Source organism: Microbacterium sp. zg-Y818 (genome assembly GCF_030246905.1).
Lineage (GTDB): Bacteria > Actinomycetota > Actinomycetes > Actinomycetales > Microbacteriaceae > Microbacterium.
In genome coordinates this window covers 2,784,563-2,808,373 of sequence record NZ_CP126741.1, presented here as the reverse complement: position 1 = coordinate 2,808,373, position 23,811 = coordinate 2,784,563, and the positions used below count along the sequence as shown (strand labels likewise).

Sequence of the window (23,811 nt, the reverse complement as noted above, 5' to 3'; positions counted from 1 at the left end):
ACGTGGCCGATCGGCTACGGCACCGTCAGCACGCCGTTTCGGCGGTGCGGCAGCGTCGCCAGGACCTCGTCGCGCAGCACCGGGGGGAGGAGGCGCGGTGGGGCGTCCTGGAAGACGATGGGCCGCAGGAACCGGCGGATCGCCGTTGCTCCCACCGAGGTGTGCAGCGACGTCGTCGCCGGCCACGGACCGCCGTGGTGCTGCGACCACGTGACGGCGACGCCCGTGGGCCACCCGGCGAAGAGCACGCGACCGGCGCGGTCCTGCAGCAGCGCCAGGGTCTCGGTGACGTCGTCGGTGTCCTCGGCGTGGAGCGTCGCGGTCAGGCACCCCTGCACGGCGCGGAGCGCCCGGTGCAGATCCTCGTCGCCGTCGTAGCGGATGAGCAGCGTCACGGGGCCGAAGCACTCCTCGAGGAGGGTCTCCGCGCGTTCGGCGACGGCGGCGGCGTCGGTCGCGAGCACGACCGGTCGCGCCCCCTCGGCCGTCTCGGCGCCGTGGGCGACGACGATGACCGACGGGTCGGCCGTGAGGGCGTCGACCCCCGCGGGGAACGCCTCGGTGATGCGGTCGGTCAGCAGCGGTCCGCCCGCGATCCCCGTCACGGCGGCGGCGACCGCCTCTTCGAAGCCGGCATCGCGGGGTACGAAGACGACGCCGGGCTTGGTGCAGAACTGGCCGACGCCGAGCGTGAACGACGCGGCGAGGCCCTCGGCCAGCTGCGCGCCCCGTGCGGCGGCCGCCGCGGGGGTGATGACGACGGGGTTGATGCTGCCGAGCTCCCCGTAGAAGGGGATGGGATCGGGGCGCGAAGCGGCGAGGTCGAACAGTGCCCGGCCGCCCGAGAGCGAGCCGGTGAATCCTGCGGCCTGGATGACCGGATGCCGCACCAGTGCGTTGCCGGCCTCGCGCCCTTCGACGAGCGCGAGCGATCCCGCAGGGGCGCCTGCGGCCTCGAGCGCCGCGGCGGCGATCTCGGCGGTGCGGCGCGACAGTTCGGGGTGCCCGGAGTGGGCCTTGACGATCACGGGGTTGCCGGCGGCGAGGGCAGAGGCTGTGTCGCCGCCGAGCACCGAGAAGGCGAAGGGGAAGTTCGAGGCCGAGAAGACCGCCACCGGGCCGACACCGGTGAGCATGCGGCGCAGCTGTGGCCGCGGCGGGGTGGCGTCGGCATCCGCGTCGTCGACCGTGAGCTCGAGGTACGAGCCCTCCTCGACGACCGTGGCGAAAAGCCGCAGCTGCCCGGTGGTGCGGCCGACCTCGCCGCGCAGGCGCCCGGCGCCCAGGCGCGTCTCGCGGTCGGCGATCTCGACGACCTCGTCCGATGCCGCCTCCAGCGCGTCGGCGATGGCACGCAGCCACGCCGCCCGGTCGGCGGCGGGCGCGGCGCGCCACACCGGGGCGGCCGCTGCGGCGGCGGCGGCGATGGTCTCGAGCTGCTCGGCGGTGGTGGTCATGGGAGTTCCTTTCGTGGCGGGAACGAGGATGTCACGCGAAGCGCAGGCCCAGGCCCGCGTGCGGTGTCTCGGTGAGCTGTCCGTCGGCGATGGCGACGGGTGAGGGGTTGACGAGGGCACCGAGCGCGCCGAAGCCGGCGTCTTCGACGTCTTCGACCAGCGGCGCCGGCACGCCGTCGACGGGCGGGAGGCACAGGGCGATCTGGCCGGAGAGCTCCGGCAGCAGGTGGGGATGCAGCGCCGCACCGTGGTCGGCGGCGAGGGCGGCGATGCGCAGGAACGGGGTGATGCCGCCCACACGCACGACGTTGGGCTGCATGATCTGCGCGGCGTCCGCGCGCAGGTAGTCCGCGAATCGGTGGGCGGTGTGCAGGTTCTCGCCCACGGCGATCGGCAGTCGCGACGAGGCGCCCAGCCGCCGGGCGAGTTCGGCGTGCCCGGCGAGGTCGTCGGCGCGCAGCGGCTCCTCGATCCACGCCGGCTGCACGTCGGCCAGCACATCGAGCACCCGCGTCGCGCGGTCGAGGTCCCAGCGCTGGTTGGCGTCGATCATGAGCGCGCGGTCGGGTCCGATGACCTCGCGCACGGCGCGCAGGCGCTCGAGGTCTTCGGCCGCGTCGGGCTTGCCGACCTTGACCTTGACCGCGTCGAACCCTGCCGCGACCCACCGCTCGGCCTGCGCGACGAGCTCGGGCAGCGCGTAGTGCAGGTTGACGCCGCTGCCGTACACGCGCGCCGTCTGGCGATGCCGGCCGAGCAGGTTGGAGACCGTGCCGCCGGCCGCGCGCGCCGCGGCATCCCACACCGCCAGATCGAGCCCGGCCAGGGCGATGGTCGTGAGTCCGCCGCCGCCCGCCTCGTGCAGGTGCTCCCATAAGCCCAGCCACGCCTCGCCCGGATCGGCCGAGCGGCCGATCGCAGCCGGCGCGACATCGTGCTGCAACAGCGCCAGCACCGCCTCGGCGCCGATCTGCGGCGTCCAGGAGAATCCCCAGCCCTCGGCGCCGTCCGAGCGCACGAGGTGGGTCGCTACGACGCCGACGCTGGTGACGTCGGCTCCCCACGGGCGCCGCAGCGGCACGCGCACCAGGCGCGCGTCGAGCGAGGCGATCGTGGTCACAGGAGGGCCCGACCGGCGTCGAGGATGTCGGCCAGCCGCGCCTCCTGCTCGGGGGTCGGGTCGACGAGAGGGGGCCGGACGCCGCCGACGGGCAGGCCCCCGAGGCGCAGCCCCGCCTTGATGAGCGACACCCCGAAGCCGGGGGTCTCGTCGCGCAGGGCCACGAGGGGCGCGTAGAAGCCGTCGACGAGGGCGAGGCGCCGGGCCTCGTCGCCGTCGACGTAGGCGCGGTAGTGGGCGCCCGCCACCTCGGGGATCATCGCGAACGCCGCCGACGAATACAGCGGCATGCCGATGCCGCGGTAGGCGCCCTGGGTGAGCTCGGCGGTGAGCAGACCGTTGAACAGCGCGACGTCGTCGCGGCCCGATTGCGCCACTGCGCGCACGATCAGCTGGGCGGTACCGATGTCGCCGACGCCGTCCTTGAAGCCCATGACCTTCGGGTTCTCGAGCAGGCGACGCACCGACGCGGGGGTGAACTGCGCGTTGCCGCGGTGGTAGACGATGACCGGCAGGTCGGATGCCGCGGCAATCGCCTCGACGTAGGCCACGAGCCCGGCCTGCGGTCCGCCGACGAGGTATGGCGGCAGCACCAGCAGTGCGTCGGCTCCGGCGTGGGCCGCACCGCGGGCCACCTCCAGCGCGTGCCCGAGCGGGCCTCCCGCCCCCGCGACGACCGGCACGGCGCCGGCGACGGTCGCCACGGCCGTGCGGGTCACCGTGGTGGCCTCGGCGGCGCTGAGGGCGTGGAATTCGCCCGTGCCGCAGGCGGGGAAGATGCCGCCGGGGGCGTGGGAGAGCCCGGTGGCGACGTGCGTGGCCAGCAGGTCGGTGTCCACCCGCCCCGCGGTGTCGAACGGGGTGACGGGGAAGAAGAGGATGCCGTCGAAGTTCATGCGGGCACGTCCTTTCGGGTGGTGAGGGGGTCGCAGGCGTCGGTGCGGGCGAGTTCGTCCCGCCAGCGGTGCTGCGGAGCCCAGCCCAGCAGCCGCAGCGCCTTCGCGCTGGAGAAGGCCGGCGCGGTGCCGGTGAGCTCGGCGGCGACGTCGTCGGTGCCGGGGTGGAACCGCGGGATGAGCATGGCGAGGGGCTCCCGGGCGAGGGCGTCGTCGGCGCCGACGAAGAAGGTCTCGCCGTTGGGGATGTCGGGGAGGGCGGCCAGCAGCGTGTCGGTGAAGCGGGCGACGTCGCGCGCGTCGACGTAGTTGAACAGTGCCGGCGCCGACAGCGCGGGATCGTCCAGGCGCTCGCGCACCGTGTGCCCCTGCTGTGTCGGGGCGCCGGCCCACTCCTCGGGCGTCAGCACGTAGCAGGGCCGGAACGAGGCGAACCGCACGGCGTCACCCGTCTGCCGGCGCAGCATGTCGACCGTCTGCTCGATGACGAGCTTCGACAGCGCGTACGCGTTCCACGGGCGGGGCGGGGTCTGTTCGTCCAGCGGAAACCGGTCGGGCACCCACCCCGTGGGTGCGTTGTAGCCGAGCACGGTCGGGCTGGATGCCGCGACCACCTTGCCCACGCCTGCGGCCACCGCGCCGCCGAGCACCGAGACGGCGAGGGCGGCGTTGGTGCGCAGGATCACGTCTTCCGGAGCGCTGAAGGGCACGGCGATGGCGGCGAGGTGCACGACCGCGTCGCTGCGGGCGGCTTCGAGGGCGTCACGGGTGGCCTGCGCGTCGCACAGGTCGATCGACACCTGGTCGACGCCGGCGCGGGCGAGCTCGGGGGAGGTGTCGCGGTCCAGCGACAGCACGTCGTGCCCGGCCGTGGCCAAGCCCGCGGCAAGGCTGCGGCCGAGACGGCCCGCGCCGCCGGTGACGACGATGCGGCTCATCGGGTCGGCTGTCCGAGCAGGGCGATGCCGAGTTCGTCGATCCGCACCGGCAGGCCGGTCTCGAGCGAGCGGTTGCCGGCGATCCCGACGGCGATCGAGCGCAGGCCGTCTGTCCAGTCCGCGGGCCGGGACAGCGGATCGTCACCGGGGCCGACGAAGACGTCCGACAGCAGCAGCGCGTCGCCGCCGCCGTGCCCACCTGCGGCGTTCTCGATCGGCACCTCGACGGCCTCTTCCCAGTGGCGCTGCACCAGCAGGCGCTCCCCCTGGGGGCGCAGGGATGCCGAGCCTGCGGCATCCACCGCGCTCGGATCGATGACGGGGTGAAGGCCCTCGTCCACGAGCACGGCGCCGCGTTCGACGACCTCGAGCTCGGCGCGGCCGAGGGTGCCGTTGACGGCCACTCGGTAGCCCTCCCAAGGCGCGTGCGCGTTGAGGGAGTACGACAGCGTCGCGCCGCCGGAGTAGTCGACGACCAGGGCGAGGTTGTCCTCGATCGTGATGCCGGGGCCGAAGACGTCGCGGTCGCGCAGGTAGCCGTCGTGGTGCTCGGCGTCGAGGTACAGCGCCTGCAGACGCGGGTCGTCGCGCAGGTCGAGCTCGAACGGGTCGTGGTCGCCCCCGTGCGTGCCGCGGTCGGGTCGATCGCCCAGTCCGCGGCGGGCGGCGTTGTCGGCGCCGTAGAACCGCAGCCCGCCCGAGGCGTAGACGCGGCGCGGCTGCTGCCGGATCCACCAGTTGACGAGGTCGAAGTGGTGGCTGGATTTGTGCACGAGCAGGCCGCCGGAGTGCTCCTTCTCGCGGTGCCAGCGGCGGAAGTAGTCCGCGCCGTGCTTGGTGTCGAGCATCCACGAGAAGTCGATCGAGGTGACCTCGCCGATGAGGCCGTCCTGGATGACCTGGCGCAGCGCGCTGTTGCGGGGCGAGTACCGATAGTTGAAGGTCAGCACCACGGAGCGCCCGGTGCGCGCGACGGCATCCTCGATCGCGGCGGCGCTGGCGGCATCGATCGTGAGGGGCTTTTCCACCACGACGTCGGCTCCGGCGTCGAGGGAGCGCACGATGAGCTCGGCGTGCAGGTCGTCGCGGGCGCAGATGACAACCCGGTCGATGCGCTCGGCGGCGATCATCTGCTCGAGGCGGTCGGGCTCCCACGCCGTGGGGGCGGCGGCGCCCCGAGACACGGCCCGCTCGACGGCGTGGGCCGCGCGCACCGGGTTCGGCTCGCAGACGGCGACGAGGTCGGCCCGGTCGGCATAGTCGCCCGTGATCGCATCGACGTACATCTGCGAGCGGTGGCCGGCGCCCAGAAGCGCGTAGCGGGTCTTCGTCATCGGTCGCCCTCGTGTGTGCTGGTCAGGAAACGTTTTCTCAGCGTAGCACGGAGGATTGGCGGGGTGCCGGGCAAGCCCCGGGATCTCCCGGCGGAGGGCTCAGGCGGGGACGCGGCCGGTGCTCGCGCGCACGATGAGGCGCGGGATGAGCGAGACCGCCGCCTCGGCGTCGCCGCCGGTGAGCAGCGCATGCATCGCCTGCCAGGCGCGGGCGCCGAGGTCCGACGCCGGCACGGCCGCCGTCGTCAGCGGCGGAGTCGTGTACTGCGCGAAGGGGATGTCGTCGAAGCCGGCGACGGAGAGGTCCTCGGGTACCCGCACCCCTCGGTCGGCGAGGGCCGACAGCAGGCCCATCGCGACGAGGTCGTTGAAAGCGAGCACGCCCGTCGCACCGCTGCGGCGAACGGCCGCTGCGGCGGCCGCGCCGCTGTCGAAGTCGACGCCGCACGCCACCTCGGTGATCTCGAGGTCGGTGTGGGCCGCGCGGGCATCGGCCAGAGCGGCGAGCCGTGCCGCGTTGGAGGCGCTGCGCGCGAGGCCGGCGAGATAGACCAGCCGGCGATGGCCGAGCCCGTACAGGTGGTCGATGAGGTCGGCGAAGGCGGTGCGGTAGTCGGCGGCCACCACGGGGGCACCGGCCTGCGGCGGCCGGTTGACCACCACGGCGGGGGAGAGAGCGGGAAGGAGGGCGCCCAGCTCGTCGTCGGGCATGCGCGGGGCGCACAGCACCACGCCGTCGGTGCGCCGTCGCGTCTCGGCGGCGAGCACCCGCTCCTCATCGACCTGCTCGGCGGAGTCGGCGATGAGCACGTGATAGCCGTCGCCCGCGGCCGCCCGGCTGAGGCCCCGCAGGATCTCCTGGAAGGTCGGGTTGGCGAGGTCGGGCACGACCACGGCGATGGTCTGGGTGCGCCCGAGCACCAGGCTCCTGGCGAGCGGGCTGGCGGTGTAGCCGAGTTCGACAGCGGCGGCGCGCACGCGCTCGGCCAGTCCGGCATCGACCGTGGCATTGCCGTTCATGACGCGCGACACCGTCGACAGGGACACCCCGGCTCGGCGCGCCACGTCGGTGATGGTGGCCTTGCTCGTCGTCCTGCGCATGACGCGCTCCGTTCCGATCTGGTGTCCCGAGACCATACTATGGCGAGAAATCGTTTTCCCTAGAACGGACGCGTGCATGCCTTCCCTCGCCGATCGAAGAGTCAAGCAGCAGCGCCTCGCCCGGGTGCGCTCCGAGGCCGGCGCCGACGCGCTTGTCCTCACCTCGCACGAGGCGGTGTCCTGGTACCTCGACGGCGTGCGCACCCACGTCTCGCTGGCGGGCCCCCCGGTGCTGGCGGTGCGGGTCGGCGCAGACGGCGACCACCTCTTCGTCGCGGCGAACGAGGCCGAGCGTCTGGCCGAAGAGGAGCTGCTCCCGGGCGACGCGGCGCGCATCGTGCGCGTGCCGTGGCAGACGCCTCCCGCAGATGCGGCTGCGGCCGCCGGTCCTGCCGCGGCCGAGGCCGCACTCGCCCAGTCGCTGCGCGCCGCGCGGGCGACCCTGCTGCCGGGGGAGCGCGACCGGTATCGGCTGCTCGGTCGCCAGACCGCAGAGGCGATGACGGATGCCGCGGCCACGCTCACCCCTGAAAGCAGCGAGCGCGGTGCGGCGTCGGTGCTGGCTGCGGCGCTCGCCGGACGAGGCATCGACCCGCTGGTGATCCTCGTGGCGGGCCGCTCGCGTCACGCGCACCGTCACCCCTTGCCGACTGACGCGCCCCTGGGCGACCGTGCGATGCTCGTCGTCTGCGGTCGGCGGCACGGCCTCATCGCGAACGTCACGCGGTGGGTCGGGGCGGCCGGGCCGGATGACGAGCGGATCCTCGCCGTGGAGAAGGACTTCTTCGCGGCCACGCGGCCCGGCGCCGTTCTGGCCCACGCGTTCGCCCGGGGCTGCGCGGCCTACGGTGCGCACGGGTTCGACGCCGAGGAGTGGACCCGCCACCACCAGGGCGGGCCGACCGGCTACGCCGGCCGCGACCCGCGGGCAACGGCCCAGACTCTGGACCTGATCGCCGTGGACCAGGCGTTCGCGTGGAATCCGAGTGCGCCGGGGGCGAAGGTCGAGGACACGGTGCTGGTCACCGACAGCGGCGTCGAGGTGCTCACCGTCGACCCGCGATGGCCGAGCGTGACGCATGCGGGAAGGCAGCGTCCCACGGCGCTGCCCTTCGCCTGAGCCGGATCAGCTGACCAGCTGCGACCCGCGGGCAGGCGCGTCGCCGTCCCGGCGCTCGATCGCGCGCAGCGAGCGGGCGACGAACGCGGCGATGCGCCGTGCCCCCTCCAGGCGGAAGTGCGTGTCGTCCGCGAGCCCCTCGGGCCACGCGACGGCCTCGCCCGGGGCGTAGTGCGACAGCAGGCGGGTGGATGCCGCAGGCCCGAGATCCTCGTAGAGCCACGTCGTGAAGACGGTGAGGTCGATGAGCGCCGCCCCGAGGTCGGCGGCGAGATCGCGTACGGCGTTGGGGTAGTCGCCGTGGGTCGGGGTGACCCGCTCCCCGTCGAACCAGCGGCGCTCGCACGGCGTGCACAGCACCGTGACGGCGTCGTGCGCCCGCACATCGTCGACGAATCCGCGCAGCCTGTCGGCGTAGCCGCCGCGGGCGGCGAGCTGCGGGTCCTTCTGATCGTTGTGACCGAACTGGATGACGACCGTGTCACCCGCGACGACCTCGGACAGGAGCGTCGCCCATGAGCCGGACGCGACGAAGGACGCCGTGGTGGCGCCGCCGAAGGCGAGATTGCGCACCGGCTGCCCGAGCGCGTCACCCAGCGCCTCGCCCCAGCCCGCCATCGGCTCTTCGCCGCGCTTCATGGGGGCGACGGTCGAGTCGCCGGCGAGGTGATAGGTCATGGTGTCTCCCGAGAGAATCCGTCGAGGGCGTGCCACGGGCGAGGTGCCCTCACTACGATGGACATCGTGCCACGGAAACCGCTTTCCAGCTCGTTGGACCTGATCGACGGCGCTCATCCGGCCCGATCGGTCCTGCGGCTGCTCGCGCGCCGACCCGGGCGCATGGCGCTGGCGGTGAGCGCGTTCGCCGTCAAAGAGATCCCGATGTGGTTTCTCCCGGTCATCACCGCCGCCATCATCGACATCGTCGCGGGCGGGGGCGAGGTCACCGCGGTGCTCTGGTGGTTCGCGCTGGCGGTGGTGCTGCTGCTGCAGAACTACCCGAACCACATCCTCTACACGCGCAGTTTCATGACGGTCGTCCGCGACACCGGCGCGGACCTGCGCAACGCCCTCGCGGCGCGCCTGCAGAGCCTGTCGATCGGCTACCACACGCGCATGAGCGCCGCGATCGTGCAGACCAAGGTGGTGCGCGACGTCGAGAACGTCGAGCTGATGCTGCAGCAGGTGACCCATCCGCTGCTGTCGGCCACGATGGTCATGATCGGCGCACTGTCGATGACGGCGATCGCCGTGCCCCAGTTCCTGCCGGTGTACGCGCTCGCGGTGCCGATCGCCATCGGCATCCGCTGGGGCATGCGCAACCGCTCCCGCACTCGCAACGAGGTCTTCCGCCGCGAGGTCGAGACGCTGTCGGCGCGGGTGGGGGAGATGGCCTCGCTCATCCCCGTCACCCGCGCGCACGGCCTGGAGGAAACCGCCGTCACCCGCGTCAGCTCCGGCGCCGAGGGGGTGCGCCGCGCGGGTCTGCATCTCGACATGCTCAACGGCCACGTCGCCTCGATCTCGTGGGTGGCCATGCAGCTGCTCGGGGTCGGATGCCTCGTGCTCGCAGCGGTGTTCTCGCTCACCGGCATCCTTCCCATCTCGCCGGGCGAAGTCGTGCTGCTCTCGACCTACTTCACGCTGCTCACCCAAGGGCTCACCCAGCTGCTGATGCTGATCCCCGTGGGCGCGCGAGGCCTCGAGTCGGTGCGCTCCATCGCCGAGGTGCTGCAGGAGCCCGACCTCGAGCAGAACGAGGGCAAGCGGGCCGTGTCGGCCGTGACGGGCGACATCGTGCTCGAACGCGCCTCGCACCGCTACTCCGGCGCCGACGACGACGCCCTGCACGACATCGACCTGCACATCCCCGCCGGCCGCACGTTCGCCTTCGTCGGATCCTCCGGGTCGGGCAAGTCCACGCTGCTGAACATGGTGCTGGGGTTCCTGCGGCCGACGACGGGGCGCATCCTGCTCGACGGCGCCGACATGCAGCAGCTGGACCTGCGAACGGTGCGGCGGTCGGTGTCGGTCGTGCCGCAGGAGTCGGTGCTGTTCGAGGGCACCATCCGCGAGAACATCGCCTACGGCCTCCCCGACGTGAGCGACGAGCGCATCGAGCAGGCGCTGCGCGACGCCAACGCGTGGGAGTTCGTCAGCGCGCAGCCGCGCGGCTGGGACGCCGTCGTGGGCGAGCGCGGAGCGCGCCTGTCGGGCGGTCAGCGCCAGCGCCTGGCCATCGCCCGCGCGCTCGTGCGGGACCCCCGCATCCTGCTGCTCGACGAGGCCACGAGCGCCCTGGACCCCGAGTCCGAAGAGCTGGTGAAAGAGGCGCTCGGCCGCCTCATGCGCGGGCGCACGACCCTCGTCGTCGCCCACCGGCTCTCGACCGTGCGCATGGCCGACCGCATCGTCGTGCTGGAGCAGGGCCGCATCGTCGAACAGGGGACGCACGACGACCTGCTCGCCGCCGACGGACGCTACGCGCGCCTGCACATGACCCAGACCGGGCTCACCTGACACGCGCCTCACGACGACCGACGATCACCAGGCGAAGGAGCGAACATGACGGATGCCAGACCCCCACTGCGGGCGGCGATCATCGGAACCGGGGGCATCGCTCACGCCCACGCGCAGGCCCTCGACGACCTGGCGCCGCGCATCGCGCTCGCCGCCGTCGTCGACCTCGACACTGATCGCGCGCGGGAGTTCGCTCAGAGCTTCGGCGCCGACGCGGTCTACCCCGACGCCGACGCCCTGCTGGCATCGGAGCAGCTGGACCTCGTGCACATCTGCACCCCGCCGCAGACGCACGTGCCGCTGGCGATCGCGGCGCTGCGCGCCGGCGTGCCGGCGCTCATCGAGAAGCCGACGGCGCTGAGCCTCGCCGAGATGGACGAGCTGGTCGCGGTCTCGCGCGAGACGGGGGTGCCGGCGCTCACGGTGTACCAGCACCGCTTCGGAGCGGGTGCACAGCGCCTGATGCGCCTCGTCGCAGACGGTGCGCTCGGCCGCCCGCTCGTGGCGACGTGCGAGACGCTGTGGCATCGCGGCCCCGAGTACTTCGACCTCCCCTGGCGCGGCCGCTGGGAGATCGAGGGCGGTGGGCCGACGATGGGTCACGGCATCCACCAGTTCGACCTGCTGCTGGCCGTGCTCGGCCCCTGGTCGCGCCTGACCGCGTTCGCCGCCCGCAGGCAGCTGCCCACCGACACGGAGGACGTCTCGATGGCGCTGGTCGAATTCGACAACGGTGCGCTGGCGACGGTGGTCAACTCCATCGTCTCGCCGCGGGAGACCTCTCGGCTGCGGTTCGACTTCGCGCACGCCACCGTCGAGCTGGAGCACCTGTACGGCTACACCGACGCCGACTGGACCTTCACCCCCGCCCCCGGGCACGAGCACCTCGCCGAGCTGTGGGAGAGCGAGCCCGACGGCGGGCCGAGCGGCCACCGGGCGCAGATCGCCGCGATCGTCGACGCGCTCGCCGCCGGGGAGACGCCCGGGGTGGATGCCGACGACGCCCGCCGCACCCTCGAATTCGCCGCCGCCACCTACGCGTCGGCCTTCCGCGGGGTGCCGGTGCGTGCCGGCGGGATCGCCGGCGACGACCCGTTCCTGCAGTCCATGGCCGGCGGCGCCGTGCCGTGGCCGCCCGTCAAGCCCGCGATGGAGACCACCCGATGACCCTCGAGATCGACCACGACGACGCCACCGCGTTCACCGTCCGCGACGGCGACGTCGAGCTGCTGCGCTACACGTACGTGCCCGATTCGCCCCAGCTGGAGTCCCCCAAGCCCTACCTGCATCCACTGCGCACCCGTTCGGGACGGCTCATGAGCCTCTACCGCCCGTGGGACCACGTGTGGCACAAGGGCATCGCCTGGTCGCTGCCGGTCGTCGGCGAGGAGAACTTCTGGGGCGGCCCCACCTACGTGCAGGGTCAGTCGTACGTGCAGCTGCCCAACGACGGCACCCAGGCGCACCGCCGCATCGAACAGCTCGACGTGGCTGCCGGCGGGGTCGTGCGCTTCGCCCACGAGCTGGACTGGGTGAGCGAGGGCGGCATCCACCTCTTCACCGAGCGGCGCGCCATCACCGCACGCACCCTCGAGGGCGGCGCCTGGGCGCTCACCGTCGACACCGCGATGACGAACGTGACCGACGCCCCGATCCCGATCGGCTCGCCCACCACCCGGGGGCGTGAGAACGCCGGGTACGGGGGACTGTTCTGGCGCGGACCGCGCTCATTCACCGGCGGCACGCTCGTGACGGCATCGGGCACCGGCTCCGGCAACGATGTGCGCGGCCAGCGGCACGAGTGGATGGGCTTCGTCGGCCGGCATGACGAGATCGACGGCGAGTCGCTCATCGTCATGGTGGATGCCGCCGACAATCCGCAGCACCCGCCGCAGTGGTTCGCCCGCTCCGAGGAATTCGCGTGCCTGAACCCCGCGCCCTTCTTCAGCGACGAGCTGGTGGTGGCGCCGGGGCACACTGCGGCGTTCCGGTACGGCGTCGGCATCGCCGACGGCGGCGCCGACGCTGCCGCCGGGCTCGCAGACACGGTGCGCGACGTGATCGCGGCCGGCGCATGACCACGCCGCTCTTCCCCGGCGGGGTGGCGGTCAGCGACCTCATGGTCTACGACGCCGAGGCCGTCGACGGTCGGTGCGGCGGCTCACCGCACCTGCACACCGCCTCGAGCGAGGGCTACATCGTCGTCGGCGGCACGGGCTCGGTCGAGACCCTCTCGGCCGCCGGTGCCGAGGTGCATCCGCTCGCACCGGGGGACGTGCTGTGGTTCTCGCCCGGAACCGTGCACCGCCTCGTCAACGACGGCGGGTTGCGGCTGCTGGTGGTGATGTCCAACGCCGGGCTCCCCGAGGCAGGCGACGCGGTGCTGACGTTCCCGCCCGAGGTGCTCGCCGACCCGGCTGCCTACGCCGCGGCGTCGACGCTGCCCGAGGGGGAGGGGCGTGCCCATGCCGCCCGCGCCCGTCGCGACCTCGCCGTCGCCGGCTACCTGGCTCTGCGCGACGCGGTGCAGCGCGACGGGGTCGCGGCCCTCGCCCCGTTCCACGCGGCTGCCGTCGCTCTCGTGCGCAGCCGGGTGGAGCACTGGCAGGAGCGGTGGGACCGGACCGTCGCCGCCGAGACCGAGCGCACCCGCGCACAGCTCGTCGCGCTCGCCGCGGGGGAGCCTGGGCTCATGACCGCGGCATCCGTCGTGCGCGGCCAGCCCACGCCCGGCGAACGCGGCTACGGTATGTGCGGGCGCCTGCAGACCTGGGAGTGGCCGTCGCCCTGATCGCCGCTCAGGCGCGTGTCGTCGCCGCCGTCCGGCGCGGTGGCAGCGGCACCAGCATCGACGTGCGCCGCTGGTAGTCGGCGTACGCGGGGTACTTCGACGCGCTGATCGACTCGGTGAAGATCGTCGAGCCGATGAACAGTACCGTCAGCAGCACCGCTCCGACGATGGTGGGGTTGATCAGGCCTCCCCAGACGCCCAGGCCTGCCGAGACGGCGGCGACCGCGCCGATGAAGTAGAACACCCACCACTGGGCCTGCTCGAAGAAGAAGTTCGGATGCCGGCTGAGTCGGAAGAGCCCGGTGGTGGCGAAGCCGGGTTCCAGCGTGCCGCCCGCGCGCTTCTTGGCCTGGTGGAAGTCCCATTGCTCCTGGTCGGCGACGGTCTCGCCGACCAGGAACGCCAGGAACAGCGCGGCCAGGGCGATGTCCCAGCCGGTGAGCGGTGTCGGGTGCTCCCACGCCATGAGCGCCGGCAGTGAGATGAGTACGAGCAGGGCGTTCTGGTACAGCACGATGAAGAACAGGTTGAACAGCTGGAACTGCACCGGGGTCATCCGCTTGCGCAGGATCGCCCAGCGATAGTCCTCCATGCCCGAGTAGCCGCCCTTGCGGGCGAAGTTGAAGGTCAGTCGCGCTCCCCAGAGGGTGACGAGGGCCGCCATCAGCACCGAGCGGGCGGCATCGCCGCCGTCGGTGATCACGGCGATCGCGAAGATCCACGTGTAGGCGATGGGCACGATCGACCAGACGCGGTCGACCCACGAAGTGTCCTTGGTGATGAGGGACAGGAGCCAGCAGGCCGCGGACGTGACGGCAGCCAGCAGCAGGACGAGCAGAAGGGGGTCCATAGGCCTCAGGCTAACCACGTGGCGTCTGCTGTCCAAGGGGTGGCGGGGGAGTGTGCGGATAGCGCTTTCCCTCCGACGCTTCTAGGGTGGAGTGCGTGACTTCCTCCCTTCCCTGCGTGATCGTCGGCACCGGCGCCGTCGCGCACTTCCACGCCCGGGCTGTGCAGGCCTACCCCCACGCCGAGCTGGTTGCCGTGAGCGACATGAGCCGCAGTGCCGCCGACGCGTTCGCCGCCCAATGGGGCGCGCCGACCGTGTACGACACCCTCGAGGACATGCTCCAGGCGGAGCGCCCCGACGTCGTGCTGATCTGCACGCCTCCCGGCGCCCACGCGCCCCAGACCCTCGCCGCCTTCGCCGCCGGCGCGCACGTCGTGGTCGAGAAGCCGCCGGCGCCGTCGCTGGCCGAGCTCGACGAGATGCGGCGTGCCGCAGACGTCGCGGGCCGGCAATTGGCGGTGGTGTTCCAGCAGCGCACCGGCACCGCGGCGGCGCACGTGCGGGGGCTTCTGGGCAGCGGCGCGCTGGGCCGGCCCCTCATCGCGGTGTGCCAGACCCTGTGGTTCCGTGACCCCGCCTACTTCGCAGTTCCGTGGCGAGGGTCGTGGGAGACCGAGGGCGGCGGGACGACGCTCGGTCATGGCATCCACCAGATCGATCTGCTCGCGTTCCTTCTCGGCGAATGGACGAGCGTGCAGGGGCGGCTCTGGCGGCTCGATCGCGAGACGCAGACCGAGGATGCTTCGACGGCCACCGTCACCTTCGCCGGCGGCGCGGTGGCGCAGCTGGTCACCAGCGCGGTGTCGCCGCGTGAGGTCAGCTCGATCCGCATCGACACGCAGAAGGCCACCGTGACCGTCGATCACGTCTACGGCCACGGCCACGAGAACTGGCGCATCACCCCAGCGCCGGGGTTCGAGGACGAGGCGGCGGCGTGGGCGCTGCCGGATGCCGAGGAGCGCAGCGACCATGCGCCGCTGCTGCGTGACGTCTTCGACGCCCTCCGCACCGGGTCGCCGCTGCCGCCCACCGCCGACGCCCCGGCGCGGTCGCTGGAGCTCGTCGCCGCGATCTACGCCTCGGCTGCCGCCGACGGCGCCGTCATCACCCCTGCTGACCTCGCGGCGCACCCGACGCACCGCACCGGGTTCGCAAGCCCCGTCGCTGACATGCGCGGGGTGGGCGCGTGAGCGTGGATGCCGCGCCCGCGGTGCCGGCCGAGCTGTACCGGGACCCGATCTACGACGGCGCGACCGACCCGACCGTCGTCATCGCGGACGGCACGTGGTGGATGTTCTACACCCAGCGCCGCGCCACCCACCCCGATCCCGGGCCGGGCGTCGCGTGGGTGCATGGCAGCCGCGTCGGCGTCGCGCGCTCCCGCGACGGTGTGGCCTGGACCTATGCGGGAACGCTCGAGCCGGATGCCGCGGGCCTCGCGCTCGAGCCGGGGCCGCCGCCGGCCGACGTGGATGCGACCCACTGGGCGCCCGAGGTCGTGCACGACGGCGAGCGGTGGCGCATGTATCTCACCGAGATCGACGGCGTGCCCGACCGGTGGCCCGGTTTCGCGCGGTCGATCGTGGAGTACGTGTCCGACGACCTCGCGCGCTGGGAACGCCGCGCGCCACTTGCGCTGGCCAGCGACCGGGTGATCGACGCCGCCGTCGCCCGCACCCCGGACGGCCGGTGGCGCCTCTGGTACAAGGACGAGGCCGCCGACAGCGTCACCAAGGTCGCGGCATCCGATGACCTGTCGAACTGGCGCGACGAGGGCACCGCCATCGGAGGCAGGCCCCACGAGGGTCCGTACGCGTTCGAGCTCGGCGGCTGGTGGTGGATGATCGTGGACGAGTGGCGGGGGATGGGCGTGTACCGCTCCGACGATGCCGTCGCGTGGGAGCGCCAGGGTGGGCCGGATGCCGTCATCCTCGGCGCCGGCGCGGTCGCCGGGCCTGGATTCGGCCACCATGGGGCCGCCGTGCGCGACGGCGGCGACGTGTGGTTCTACTACTTCGGGCATCCGGCCCGGGCGGCGGAGCCCGACCCCGAGCGCGAGAGCGTCGACGACCGGCGGTGCGCGGTCTACCGCGCCAGGCTGTGCGTGCGGGGTGGCGTGCTTCAGTCGGTGCGAGAAGCCGCTGACTGAATGATCTCGGCGAGCTCGCGGGGCCGGCTCCACATGGGCCAATGCCCCGTCGGGAGGTCGATGACGTCGAGGTGCTCGAGGTTCGCGACCTCGGCGAACATGGGATGGCCTGCTCGGGCCAGCTCCAGCACCTGCGTGCTCGGCATCGAGCAGCACACCAGGGTGGTGCGGACCGTGCGGCGGGCCTCGTCGGGGAGTTCGACGGGCTGGCGGAGCACGGGGCCGGGCTCGGGGACGGCCTGAGCCCGAAACCGCGCGAGGACCTCCGCGCTCAGACCCTCGAGGCTCGCCTGCTGGGCAAGGACGTCGAAGGGCGGCAGCGGAAGGTCTTCCACCTCCTCCGGCAGATCCGGCGCGAAGACGCTGCCCGTCGCCGCAGGGCCGGAGTCGACCCACACCACCCGATGGACGAGCTCAGGGTGGCGGTCGAGCACGAGGCTGACGGGCGCGTTCGCGCCGCTGTGCGCGACGATCGTCGCGGGTTGACTCTCGGAGACTTCGAGTCGAGCGATCGTGTCGAGGATCGCTGCGGCTTGATCGTCGAGGGTCCTCGACGCACGCTCCGGATCGTCCGCGTCGAGACCGGGAAGGGTCATCGCCGTGGCGCGAGAGCCGTGGGCGTCGAGGCGCTCGAGGACCTCATCCCACGCCCAGGCGCCCAGCCAGTGGCCGGCGATGAGGATGATGGTCGGGCGGCTCGTGCTCGTTGTCATGTCTCGACTTTCGCACGCGCTGCGGACAGGTGTATGTCACTGTTTATGTCATGAATTCTCGGTCCATGACGTCGCCACGGGTGCAGCGATGAAGCGAACCGAGCGGCTCCATGCACTGTCGGAGATGCTGCGTCGCAACGGATCGCGGGGCTGCTCTGCCGAACGGCTGGCGAGGGAGTTCGGCGTATCCGTGCGGACGATCAAGAGAGACCTCGACGCGCTCGAGAGCAGCGGGTCTCCGATCTGGTCGCGCCCCGGTCCCGGCGGCGGCTACGGCATGGTGGTGGGAGCCTCGCTGTCACCCGTCACCCTCTCGCCGACGCAGGCCGTGGCGCTCATGGCGGCCGTGTCCGCCGCGCCCGATGCCCCGTACGCCGACCTGGCGAGAGTCGGGGTCCAGAAGATCCTGGACGTCCTCGATCCCCGAACGCGAGCACGAGCCGACGAGCTGGCCGGCCGCGTCTGGGTGAACGCGGTTTCCCCTTCTTCGCGCGTCGTCAGGTCGGCGCTGGAGGAGGCGATGGCCGAGCAGCGCGTCGTTCGTCTTCGCTATACGGCTAGAGATGGGACGACGACCACCCGCGACGTCGAACCCGTGCTCTTCGCCTCCACGAACGGCCAGTGGTACCTCGTCGCGTGGTGCCGACTGCGCGAGGCGATGCGCTGGTTCACTGTGTCGCGCATCGAGCGGGCCAGCGTGACCCGGACGGCCTGCGCCGGCCACACCGTCGACGAGGTCGGAGAACCTCCGGCGAACGCCAGACCGGTGCACGGCCGGGGCGAGTGAACCGAACCTAGAACGGCGCGGGCTCTTCCGCCGCGGCGAGGGCCATGAACTCCAGCACCCGCCTCGGGATGTCGACATAGACCCGCCCTGTCGGACTCGTCCACTCGAGGATGCCGTCGGGTTTCTGCACCACGCTCCACGCGGTGCCGTGTTTGACGGGGTGATGTCGGCCGGGGCAGAGGTTCGCGAGATTCGTGACACGGGTCGGTCCGCCGAGGGCGGCGTCGATGGTGTGGTCCCCGTCGCAGAGTCTGGCGGGCCTTCGACAGCCGGGGAACCGGCAGTGCTCGTCGCGGGCGTCGAGGAGCCGGCGCATCTGGGCGCTGGGCCGGTAGCTGTCCACCTGCAGCACCGCCCCGGTCGTGGGGGAGGTGAACAGTCGCTCCCAGACCTCGGCAGTGGCGGCGAGGTGCCGGGCGGTGTCGGGGTCGATGGGCCCGGATCCGATGAGTTCGGCGGGTTCGGTGCTATCGCCGGTGAGGGTGGCGGCGGGGATGGTGATCTGCACGTGCGCGGTGATCGCCGTGGTTTCGGGGATGCTCCCGGCGGTCACCGGCGCGGTGGCGTGCCCGGTGAGGAGAAGGTCGGCGAGCACGTCGGCGCGGACCTGGTCGGTGGTGCGCCTGTCGGTTGCGAGGACGTCAACGCCCGCAGTCTCCGTCCCGTTGACATCCGCTTGCGCGGCCTTGGCCGCCGCAAGGATCTCCCGCGCATGCGCGGTGAGCCGTTCCCGGATCGCGTATGCCAGGGGTGCGGGAAGCACCGCGGCGAGCTCCGCCATGCCGTCGTCGAGGTCCCGCACCCATACCCGCCGCCCGGCCGCGGCTTCGGCGTGCCGTTCTTCCAGCGGCACCGGGTCGAGCTTCTGGGCGAGCATCAGGATGATGGGCTTCGCCCGGCCGGGGGTCTCCCGCTCCGCGACGACCAGCGCGGCCTGCTCGAACCGGGCTCGGGCGTCGGGGTCGGTGATGCGCGCCCCGGCATCCTGGATCACCCGCACATGGGCGACGTCGATGCGGCCCGATTCCAGCGCGGCCAGCGTCGCGGGGAACCCGTCCACGAGCACCGCGGCGTCCCGCATCCGCTCCTGCATGCCCCGGTCCGATCGCCGCAGCACCGCCGCGAGCTCGGCCGCCATCGCCCGCCGCGGCATCTCGCGTTCCCGCCCTTCACTCGACGGCACCCGCGCGGTCTCCTCGGCGGCGATCGCCTCGGCCCGGGCCAGCCACTGCAGCTCTTCCGCCTGCAGTGCCGCGATCGCCTGGCGCGTGTGCTCCACGCCGGTGATCACCGCGCCGTGCGAGGCAATGCCGATCGCAACGGTGCTGATCGAGACCGGGGCGATCGAGACCGGGGCGATCGAGACCGGGGCGATCGAGACCGGGGTGATCGAGCCGGTGACCGGGGAGCTGTTCATACCCCGATTCTGCCGACCCCCTCCGACATCAGCGCCGCAACAATCCCCAGGCCAGCGGATGATTGTGGATAACTTTAGGCGCGCTCCGCCTGGGGAGAGGGCGGCGGTGTCGCCCGCCCGATCCGTCCCCCGTCGCCCTCGGAATTCGCCCCTGTCGGTCGGTGGATCCGCCGCCTCCGCCGCCTCCGCCCCCTCCGCCCCCTCCGCCCCCTCCGCCCCCTCCGCCCCCTCCGCCCGCTACCGTCGCGCCCACCCCCGCGGCGGCCGTTCGTCGATATCCTCATGGCCGCGACGCTGTCAAGCGTCGGGTGAATCGTTCCATCAGTCGCTGCTCGGCCCCTCCCGACGTCGCCGCAGCAGAATCGCCGTGATGACCGCGTGCTTTTCCGTGGCGCCCTCGCGATGGCGGCACGCCCATACGATGGGCGGGCTGGGACCGGTAACGGGTCACGATCCGGCAACAGCCGGAAAGCGTCTTCCGGGATCTCTTGCCAATCGATTCCGGCCGTAGTAGCGTAACCGGCAAGCGCTTTCCCGTGCCCTCTCGCAGGGCTCGGCGCCCACACCGCACAACCACACGGACAACGAACGTCCCGCGGAGCACCACGGACACGGACGTTCCAGGAAGGACAAGGATGTTCAGCACAAAGCGGGCCATCACCGCCGTCGCCATCGCGACCGGCGCGGCCCTCGCTCTCGCCGGCTGCGCCGGCGGAGGGGAAACCGAACCTGCGGCCGAATTCGACCCCGACGAGAAGGTCAGCATCGACCTGGCGTTCTGGGGTAACGACGTTCGCGCCGAGCTCTACAACGAGGCGATCGCGGCCTTCAACGAGGAATACCCGAACATCACGGTCAAGGCGACGTTCCTGGGGTTCCCCGAGTTCTGGGAGAAGCGCCAGACCGAGGCCGCCGGCGGCGGCCTGCCCGACGTCATGCAGTTCGACTACTCGTACCTGCGCCAGTACTCCGAGAACAACCTGCTGCTCGACCTCGACCCGTACCTCGGCGAGATCATCGAGACCGAGCCGCTTCCCCAGAACATCCTGGACATCGGCGTCGTGAACGACACCACCTACGCGATCCCCACCTCCACCAACGCATGGGGCCTGTTCACCAACCCGGTCGTGCTCGAGAAGGTCGGCGTGGAGAACTTCGCCGGTGGTTCGTGGGAGGACTACGCGGACTGGATGGGCGAGGTCACCGCGGCCGGCGCGGGGGAGATCTACGGCGGCGGCGACTACACCGGCCGCATCCAGAACTTCGAGCTGCAGCTGCGCTCGGAGGGCTCCCACCTCTTCAGCGAAGACGGCGAGCCCGGCTTCGATGAGGAGCGCCTCACCGAGTTCTGGGAAGAGGGCACCGCGATGCGCGACGGGATCTCCTTCCCGCAGCAGCTCGTCGAGGAGCTCACCCCCCTCGGCCCGTTCGACACCGCTCGTGCTGCCAGTGAGCTCACCTGGGACAACTTCGGCGCCGGATACCTGGGCAACCTGGGCGAGGGCTACACCGAGCTGAGCCTCATCGAGCCGCCCGTCACCAAGGACGGCACGCAGGACCTGTACCTGAAGCCTTCGATGCTGCACGCGATCTCGGCCAAGACCGAGCACCCCGAGGCGTCGGCCACGCTGGTGAACTTCCTCATCAACTCGCCGCAGTCGGGTGAGATCTTCGGCACCAACCGCGGCCTGCCCGCCTCGGAGACCGCTCTGGCAGCGGCCGAGCTCGACCCGCTGAGCCAGCAGGTCGCCGACTACGAGGCATCGATCGCCGACCGACTGGGCGACGCCCCGCCGGTTCCGATCGTCGGCTACGGCACGCTCGAGGAGAAGTTCCGCCAGCTCGGCACCGAGCTGAACTTCGGCACGATGACCGTCGAGGATGCCGTCGCGCAGTTCTTCAGCGAGATGGACATCGTCCTCAACCAGTAAGCAACGGCTGCCGGGGGTCCGGACGGTCACATCGTCCGGGCCCCCGCTGCATCCACCCCCTCACCACTTCAGGAGCACCCGTGAGCACGACTGCGACCAGGGTCATCGTCACCGAGGATTCGTCGTCCAAACGGCGTCTCATGCGCAAGCAGCGCCCCGAGCTCGTCTCCCGGCCCGGCCAGCGTCAACGTGCGCGCAAAGAAACCGCCGCTGGATACGCCTTCCTCATCCCGTGGCTGCTCGGGTTCTTCGGCCTCACCCTCGTTCCGATGGCGTACTCGCTGTACCTGTCGTTCACGAGCTACAACATCTTCTCCCCGCCCAAGTGGATCGGCCTGGACAACTACGTCCGGCTCTTCACCGCGGACCCCAACTTCATGCAGTCGGCGCAGATCACTTTGATCTACGTCCTCGTGGGCACGCCGATCACGCTCTTGGCGGCTCTCGGGGTCGCCATCCTGCTCAACTACCGTGACAAGGGCGCTGCGTTCTTCCGCTCCGCCTTCTACGCCCCGTCGCTCATCGGCGGATCGGTGTCGGTGGCCATCGTCTGGCGCGCCATGTTCAACACCGACGGGCCGGTCGACAGCGGACTGAACCTCTTCGGCATCGACCTGGGCGGCTGGATCGGCCAGCCCGGTCTCATCCTGCCCATGATGATCCTGCTGTCGGTGTGGCAGTTCGGCGCCACGATGGTGATCTTCCTCGCCGGGCTCAAGCAGGTGCCCAGGGAGCTGTACGAGGCGGCCGAGATGGACGGCGCGAACGCGTGGCGCCGCTTCCGCGCCGTGACCATCCCGCTGCTGTCGCCGGTCATCTTCTTCAACCTGCTGCTGGGACTCATCGGCGCGTTCCAGGTCTTCGCGTCGGCGTACATCATCTCCAACGGCACCGGCGGCCCCGCCGGCATGACGAACTTCATCACCGTCTATCTCTACAAGACGGGCTTCGCCGACGGTCGCATGGGATACGCCGCGGCGATCGCGTGGGTGCTGCTGGTCGTCGTCGCGATCATCGCCTTCATCCTCTTCCGCACCCAGAAGTCGTGGGTGCACTACTCGGGAGACAACCGATGACCATCTCCTCCTCCTCCCCGAACGCGCTCGTCCAGCTCGAGAACCAGGTCGACCCCGACCCCAAGACCGCTCCGCGGCGGCGCGTCAAGCGCAAGACCTGGCAGACGATCATCTGGTTCGTCGCCCTGCTGACCATCACCGCGGTCGTGCTCTACCCGCTGGTGTGGCTCTTCGTCTCGACCTTCAAGCCGAACTCGGAGTTCGGTCAGAACCAGGGACTCATCCCGAACAGCCCGACCCTGGACAACTACGCCAAGGTGATGGAGGGCATCGCCGGCGTGCCGATGGGCCAGTTCTTCTGGAATTCCTTCGTGCTGGCCGCGCTGTCGGTCGTCGGCACCGTGATCTCCTCGGCCCTGGCCGCCTACGCGTTCGCGCGCCTGCAGTTCAAGGGGCTCGGCGTGCTCTTCGCCGCGATGATCGGCACGCTGCTGCTGCCGTTCCACGTCGTGATCATCCCGCAGTACATCCTGTTCAACAATCTCGGCCTCGTCGACACGTTCGTACCCCTGCTGCTGCCGAAGTTCCTGGCCACCGAGGCGTTCTTCGTCTTCCTGCTGGTGCAGTTCATCCGGCAGATGCCGCGCGACATGGATGAGGCGGCCAAGATCGACGGCGCCGGCCACTTCCGGGTGTTCTGGTCGATCATCCTGCCGCTCATCCGGCCCGCCCTCATCACCTGCGCGATCTTCTCCTTCATCTGGGCGTGGAACGACTTCCTGGGTCCCCTGCTGTACCTCACGAGCCCCGAGAACTATCCGCTCCCGATCGCGCTGCGGCTGTACAACGACCAGACGTCCTCGAGCGACTACGGCGCGACGGTGACGGCGTCGTTCGTCGCGCTGCTGCCGATCCTGCTGTTCTTCATCGTCTTCCAGCGCTTCCTCGTCGACGGCGTCGCCACGCAGGGCCTCAAGGGCTGAGTAGGATGCCGACGATGACCAGCCGTCGCGAGTACAAGGCCGCACTGCGCGCCGAGCGCTCGGGCGCCGGTCCGGTGCGCACCGAGGGGCCGCCGCCGCGGTTCCCCGGCGCGTCCGGCCGGTTCGCGCTGTTCGGCGAGGTGCTGCAGGTCGGCCTGCTCATGACCCTCGTCGCGCTGCCGGTCGTCACCCTGCCCGCGGCGCTGGCCGCCGGCATCCGCCACCTCCGCCGTCTCGTGGCGGCGGAGGACTCGCGGCTGCAGTTCTTCTGGGTGGACGTCCGCCGCGCCGTGCTCCCGGGTTCGGCGGTCGGCGCGGTGTCGCTCGTGGCCACCCTCGTGCTGCTGCTCGATATCGACCTGGCGCGATCGGGGTTCCTCCCCGGTGGCGCGGTCATCGAGGTCGTCGGCTGGGCGGGGCTCGCGGGCGTCGCGGTCGCCGTGCTCGCGGCGGCCGGCGCCTGGACGCCCCAGACCGGCTGGCTCGCCGCGGTGCGCGCGGTCCCCCGCGCGGTCGCCGTCGACGTCGCCGGCGCGCTGTATCTCGTCGCGACCGCCGTGTTCGTCGTCGTCTCGACGTGGGCCCTCGTGCCCCTCTTCATCCCCGCCATCGGCTGCGCCGCCCTCGCGGTCGTCGCCATCCCCACGCGCCGGCGCAGACGCGCCTGACGCAGCCCCGACCCGCCGCC

At 71.7% G+C, this 23,811-nt stretch carries 22 protein-coding genes; 12 read left to right on the top strand and 10 right to left on the bottom strand.

Annotation, left to right across the window (positions count from 1 at the left end):
- Positions 1-14: 14 nt before the first annotated feature.
- The 6 genes from QNO21_RS13305 to QNO21_RS13280 all read right to left on the bottom strand — a co-directional run bounded on the left by QNO21_RS13305 (position 15) and on the right by QNO21_RS13280 (position 6,846).
- Positions 15-1,457, bottom strand: coding sequence for an aldehyde dehydrogenase (NADP(+)) (locus tag QNO21_RS13305; RefSeq protein ID WP_257518302.1), 1,443 nt, complete (start codon positions 1,455-1,457; stop codon positions 15-17).
- 31 nt (positions 1,458-1,488) lie between these two features.
- Positions 1,489-2,577, bottom strand: a complete 1,089-nt coding sequence (locus tag QNO21_RS13300; protein WP_257518301.1) for a mandelate racemase/muconate lactonizing enzyme family protein — start codon at positions 2,575-2,577, stop codon at positions 1,489-1,491.
- Positions 2,574-3,473 (bottom strand): 5-dehydro-4-deoxyglucarate dehydratase, encoded by a 900-nt coding sequence (locus tag QNO21_RS13295; protein ID WP_257518300.1) that lies wholly within the window; start codon positions 3,471-3,473, stop codon positions 2,574-2,576. The genes QNO21_RS13300 and QNO21_RS13295 overlap by 4 nt, the downstream gene beginning before the upstream one ends.
- Entirely contained in the window at positions 3,470-4,411 is a 942-nt protein-coding gene (locus QNO21_RS13290) for an NAD-dependent epimerase/dehydratase family protein (protein ID WP_257518299.1), read from the bottom strand. Before QNO21_RS13290 ends, QNO21_RS13295 begins: the two co-directional genes overlap by 4 nt.
- The gene (locus QNO21_RS13285) at positions 4,408-5,745 is read right to left on the bottom strand and encodes a Gfo/Idh/MocA family protein (protein WP_257518298.1); all 1,338 of its coding nucleotides are present in this window, start codon (positions 5,743-5,745) and stop codon (positions 4,408-4,410) included. The genes QNO21_RS13290 and QNO21_RS13285 overlap by 4 nt, the downstream gene beginning before the upstream one ends.
- A 99-nt stretch (positions 5,746-5,844) precedes the next feature.
- Positions 5,845-6,846, bottom strand: coding sequence for a LacI family DNA-binding transcriptional regulator (locus QNO21_RS13280; RefSeq protein WP_257518297.1), 1,002 nt, complete (start codon positions 6,844-6,846; stop codon positions 5,845-5,847).
- A gap of 76 nt (positions 6,847-6,922) precedes the next feature.
- On the opposite strand from QNO21_RS13280, the gene QNO21_RS13275 reads away from it, so the two are divergent.
- The gene (locus tag QNO21_RS13275; RefSeq protein WP_257518296.1) at positions 6,923-7,966 is read left to right on the top strand and encodes a M24 family metallopeptidase; all 1,044 of its coding nucleotides are present in this window, start codon (positions 6,923-6,925) and stop codon (positions 7,964-7,966) included.
- 6 nt (positions 7,967-7,972) lie between these two features.
- On the opposite strand, the gene QNO21_RS13270 is transcribed toward QNO21_RS13275, so the two are convergent.
- The gene (locus QNO21_RS13270) at positions 7,973-8,644 is read right to left on the bottom strand and encodes a rhamnogalacturonan acetylesterase (RefSeq protein ID WP_257518295.1); all 672 of its coding nucleotides are present in this window, start codon (positions 8,642-8,644) and stop codon (positions 7,973-7,975) included.
- 66 nt (positions 8,645-8,710) lie between these two features.
- Between QNO21_RS13270 and QNO21_RS13265 the strand changes: the two genes are divergently transcribed.
- Genes QNO21_RS13265 through QNO21_RS13250 form a run of 4 tightly spaced genes read left to right on the top strand, consistent with a single transcriptional unit; the run spans position 8,711 to position 13,277 of the window.
- Positions 8,711-10,486: an ABC transporter ATP-binding protein gene (locus tag QNO21_RS13265; protein WP_257518294.1), complete on the top strand. Its 1,776-nt coding sequence runs from the start codon at positions 8,711-8,713 to the stop codon at positions 10,484-10,486.
- Positions 10,487-10,531: 45 nt separating this feature from the next.
- Positions 10,532-11,653, top strand: coding sequence for a Gfo/Idh/MocA family protein (locus QNO21_RS13260; protein ID WP_257518293.1), 1,122 nt, complete (start codon positions 10,532-10,534; stop codon positions 11,651-11,653).
- Positions 11,650-12,564, top strand: a complete 915-nt coding sequence (locus QNO21_RS13255) for a DUF6807 domain-containing protein (protein ID WP_257518292.1) — start codon at positions 11,650-11,652, stop codon at positions 12,562-12,564. Before QNO21_RS13260 ends, QNO21_RS13255 begins: the two co-directional genes overlap by 4 nt.
- The gene (locus QNO21_RS13250; RefSeq protein WP_257518291.1) at positions 12,561-13,277 is read left to right on the top strand and encodes a cupin domain-containing protein; all 717 of its coding nucleotides are present in this window, start codon (positions 12,561-12,563) and stop codon (positions 13,275-13,277) included. Before QNO21_RS13255 ends, QNO21_RS13250 begins: the two co-directional genes overlap by 4 nt.
- Before the next feature lie 7 nt (positions 13,278-13,284).
- On the opposite strand, the gene QNO21_RS13245 is transcribed toward QNO21_RS13250, so the two are convergent.
- Positions 13,285-14,127, bottom strand: a complete 843-nt coding sequence (locus QNO21_RS13245; RefSeq protein WP_257518290.1) for a DUF1295 domain-containing protein — start codon at positions 14,125-14,127, stop codon at positions 13,285-13,287.
- 95 nt (positions 14,128-14,222) lie between these two features.
- Between QNO21_RS13245 and QNO21_RS13240 the strand changes: the two genes are divergently transcribed.
- Together QNO21_RS13240 and QNO21_RS13235 are read left to right on the top strand one after the other, a co-directional pair.
- Positions 14,223-15,317: a Gfo/Idh/MocA family protein gene (locus QNO21_RS13240; RefSeq protein ID WP_257518289.1), complete on the top strand. Its 1,095-nt coding sequence runs from the start codon at positions 14,223-14,225 to the stop codon at positions 15,315-15,317.
- Positions 15,314-16,276: a family 43 glycosylhydrolase gene (locus QNO21_RS13235; RefSeq protein ID WP_257518288.1), complete on the top strand. Its 963-nt coding sequence runs from the start codon at positions 15,314-15,316 to the stop codon at positions 16,274-16,276. The genes QNO21_RS13240 and QNO21_RS13235 overlap by 4 nt, the downstream gene beginning before the upstream one ends.
- Here QNO21_RS13235 and QNO21_RS13230 read toward each other — a convergent pair.
- Complete coding sequence (locus tag QNO21_RS13230; RefSeq protein WP_257518287.1) at positions 16,249-16,989, bottom strand: alpha/beta fold hydrolase; 741 nt, start codon at positions 16,987-16,989, stop codon at positions 16,249-16,251. The genes QNO21_RS13235 and QNO21_RS13230 overlap by 28 nt on opposite strands.
- 88 nt (positions 16,990-17,077) lie before the next feature.
- Between QNO21_RS13230 and QNO21_RS13225 the strand changes: the two genes are divergently transcribed.
- Entirely contained in the window at positions 17,078-17,776 is a 699-nt protein-coding gene (locus tag QNO21_RS13225) for a helix-turn-helix transcriptional regulator (protein WP_257518286.1), read from the top strand.
- A 7-nt stretch (positions 17,777-17,783) separates the two neighbouring features.
- Here the strand turns inward: QNO21_RS13225 and QNO21_RS13220 are convergent, their stop codons facing one another.
- Complete coding sequence (locus QNO21_RS13220; RefSeq protein WP_257518285.1) at positions 17,784-19,193, bottom strand: HNH endonuclease signature motif containing protein; 1,410 nt, start codon at positions 19,191-19,193, stop codon at positions 17,784-17,786.
- Positions 19,194-19,828: 635 nt separating this feature from the next.
- On the opposite strand from QNO21_RS13220, the gene QNO21_RS13215 reads away from it, so the two are divergent.
- From QNO21_RS13215 to QNO21_RS13200, 4 genes are all read left to right on the top strand, one after another.
- The gene (locus QNO21_RS13215) at positions 19,829-21,124 is read left to right on the top strand and encodes an ABC transporter substrate-binding protein (RefSeq protein ID WP_257518284.1); all 1,296 of its coding nucleotides are present in this window, start codon (positions 19,829-19,831) and stop codon (positions 21,122-21,124) included.
- A gap of 140 nt (positions 21,125-21,264) precedes the next feature.
- Positions 21,265-22,200 (top strand): carbohydrate ABC transporter permease, encoded by a 936-nt coding sequence (locus QNO21_RS13210; protein ID WP_257514988.1) that lies wholly within the window; start codon positions 21,265-21,267, stop codon positions 22,198-22,200.
- A complete protein-coding gene (locus QNO21_RS13205) occupies positions 22,197-23,123 on the top strand; it encodes a carbohydrate ABC transporter permease (RefSeq protein ID WP_257514984.1) in 927 nt (308 codons plus the stop codon). The genes QNO21_RS13210 and QNO21_RS13205 overlap by 4 nt, the downstream gene beginning before the upstream one ends.
- Positions 23,124-23,137: 14 nt before the next feature.
- Complete coding sequence (locus QNO21_RS13200; RefSeq protein WP_257518283.1) at positions 23,138-23,791, top strand: hypothetical protein; 654 nt, start codon at positions 23,138-23,140, stop codon at positions 23,789-23,791.
- Positions 23,792-23,811 lie beyond the last annotated feature (20 nt).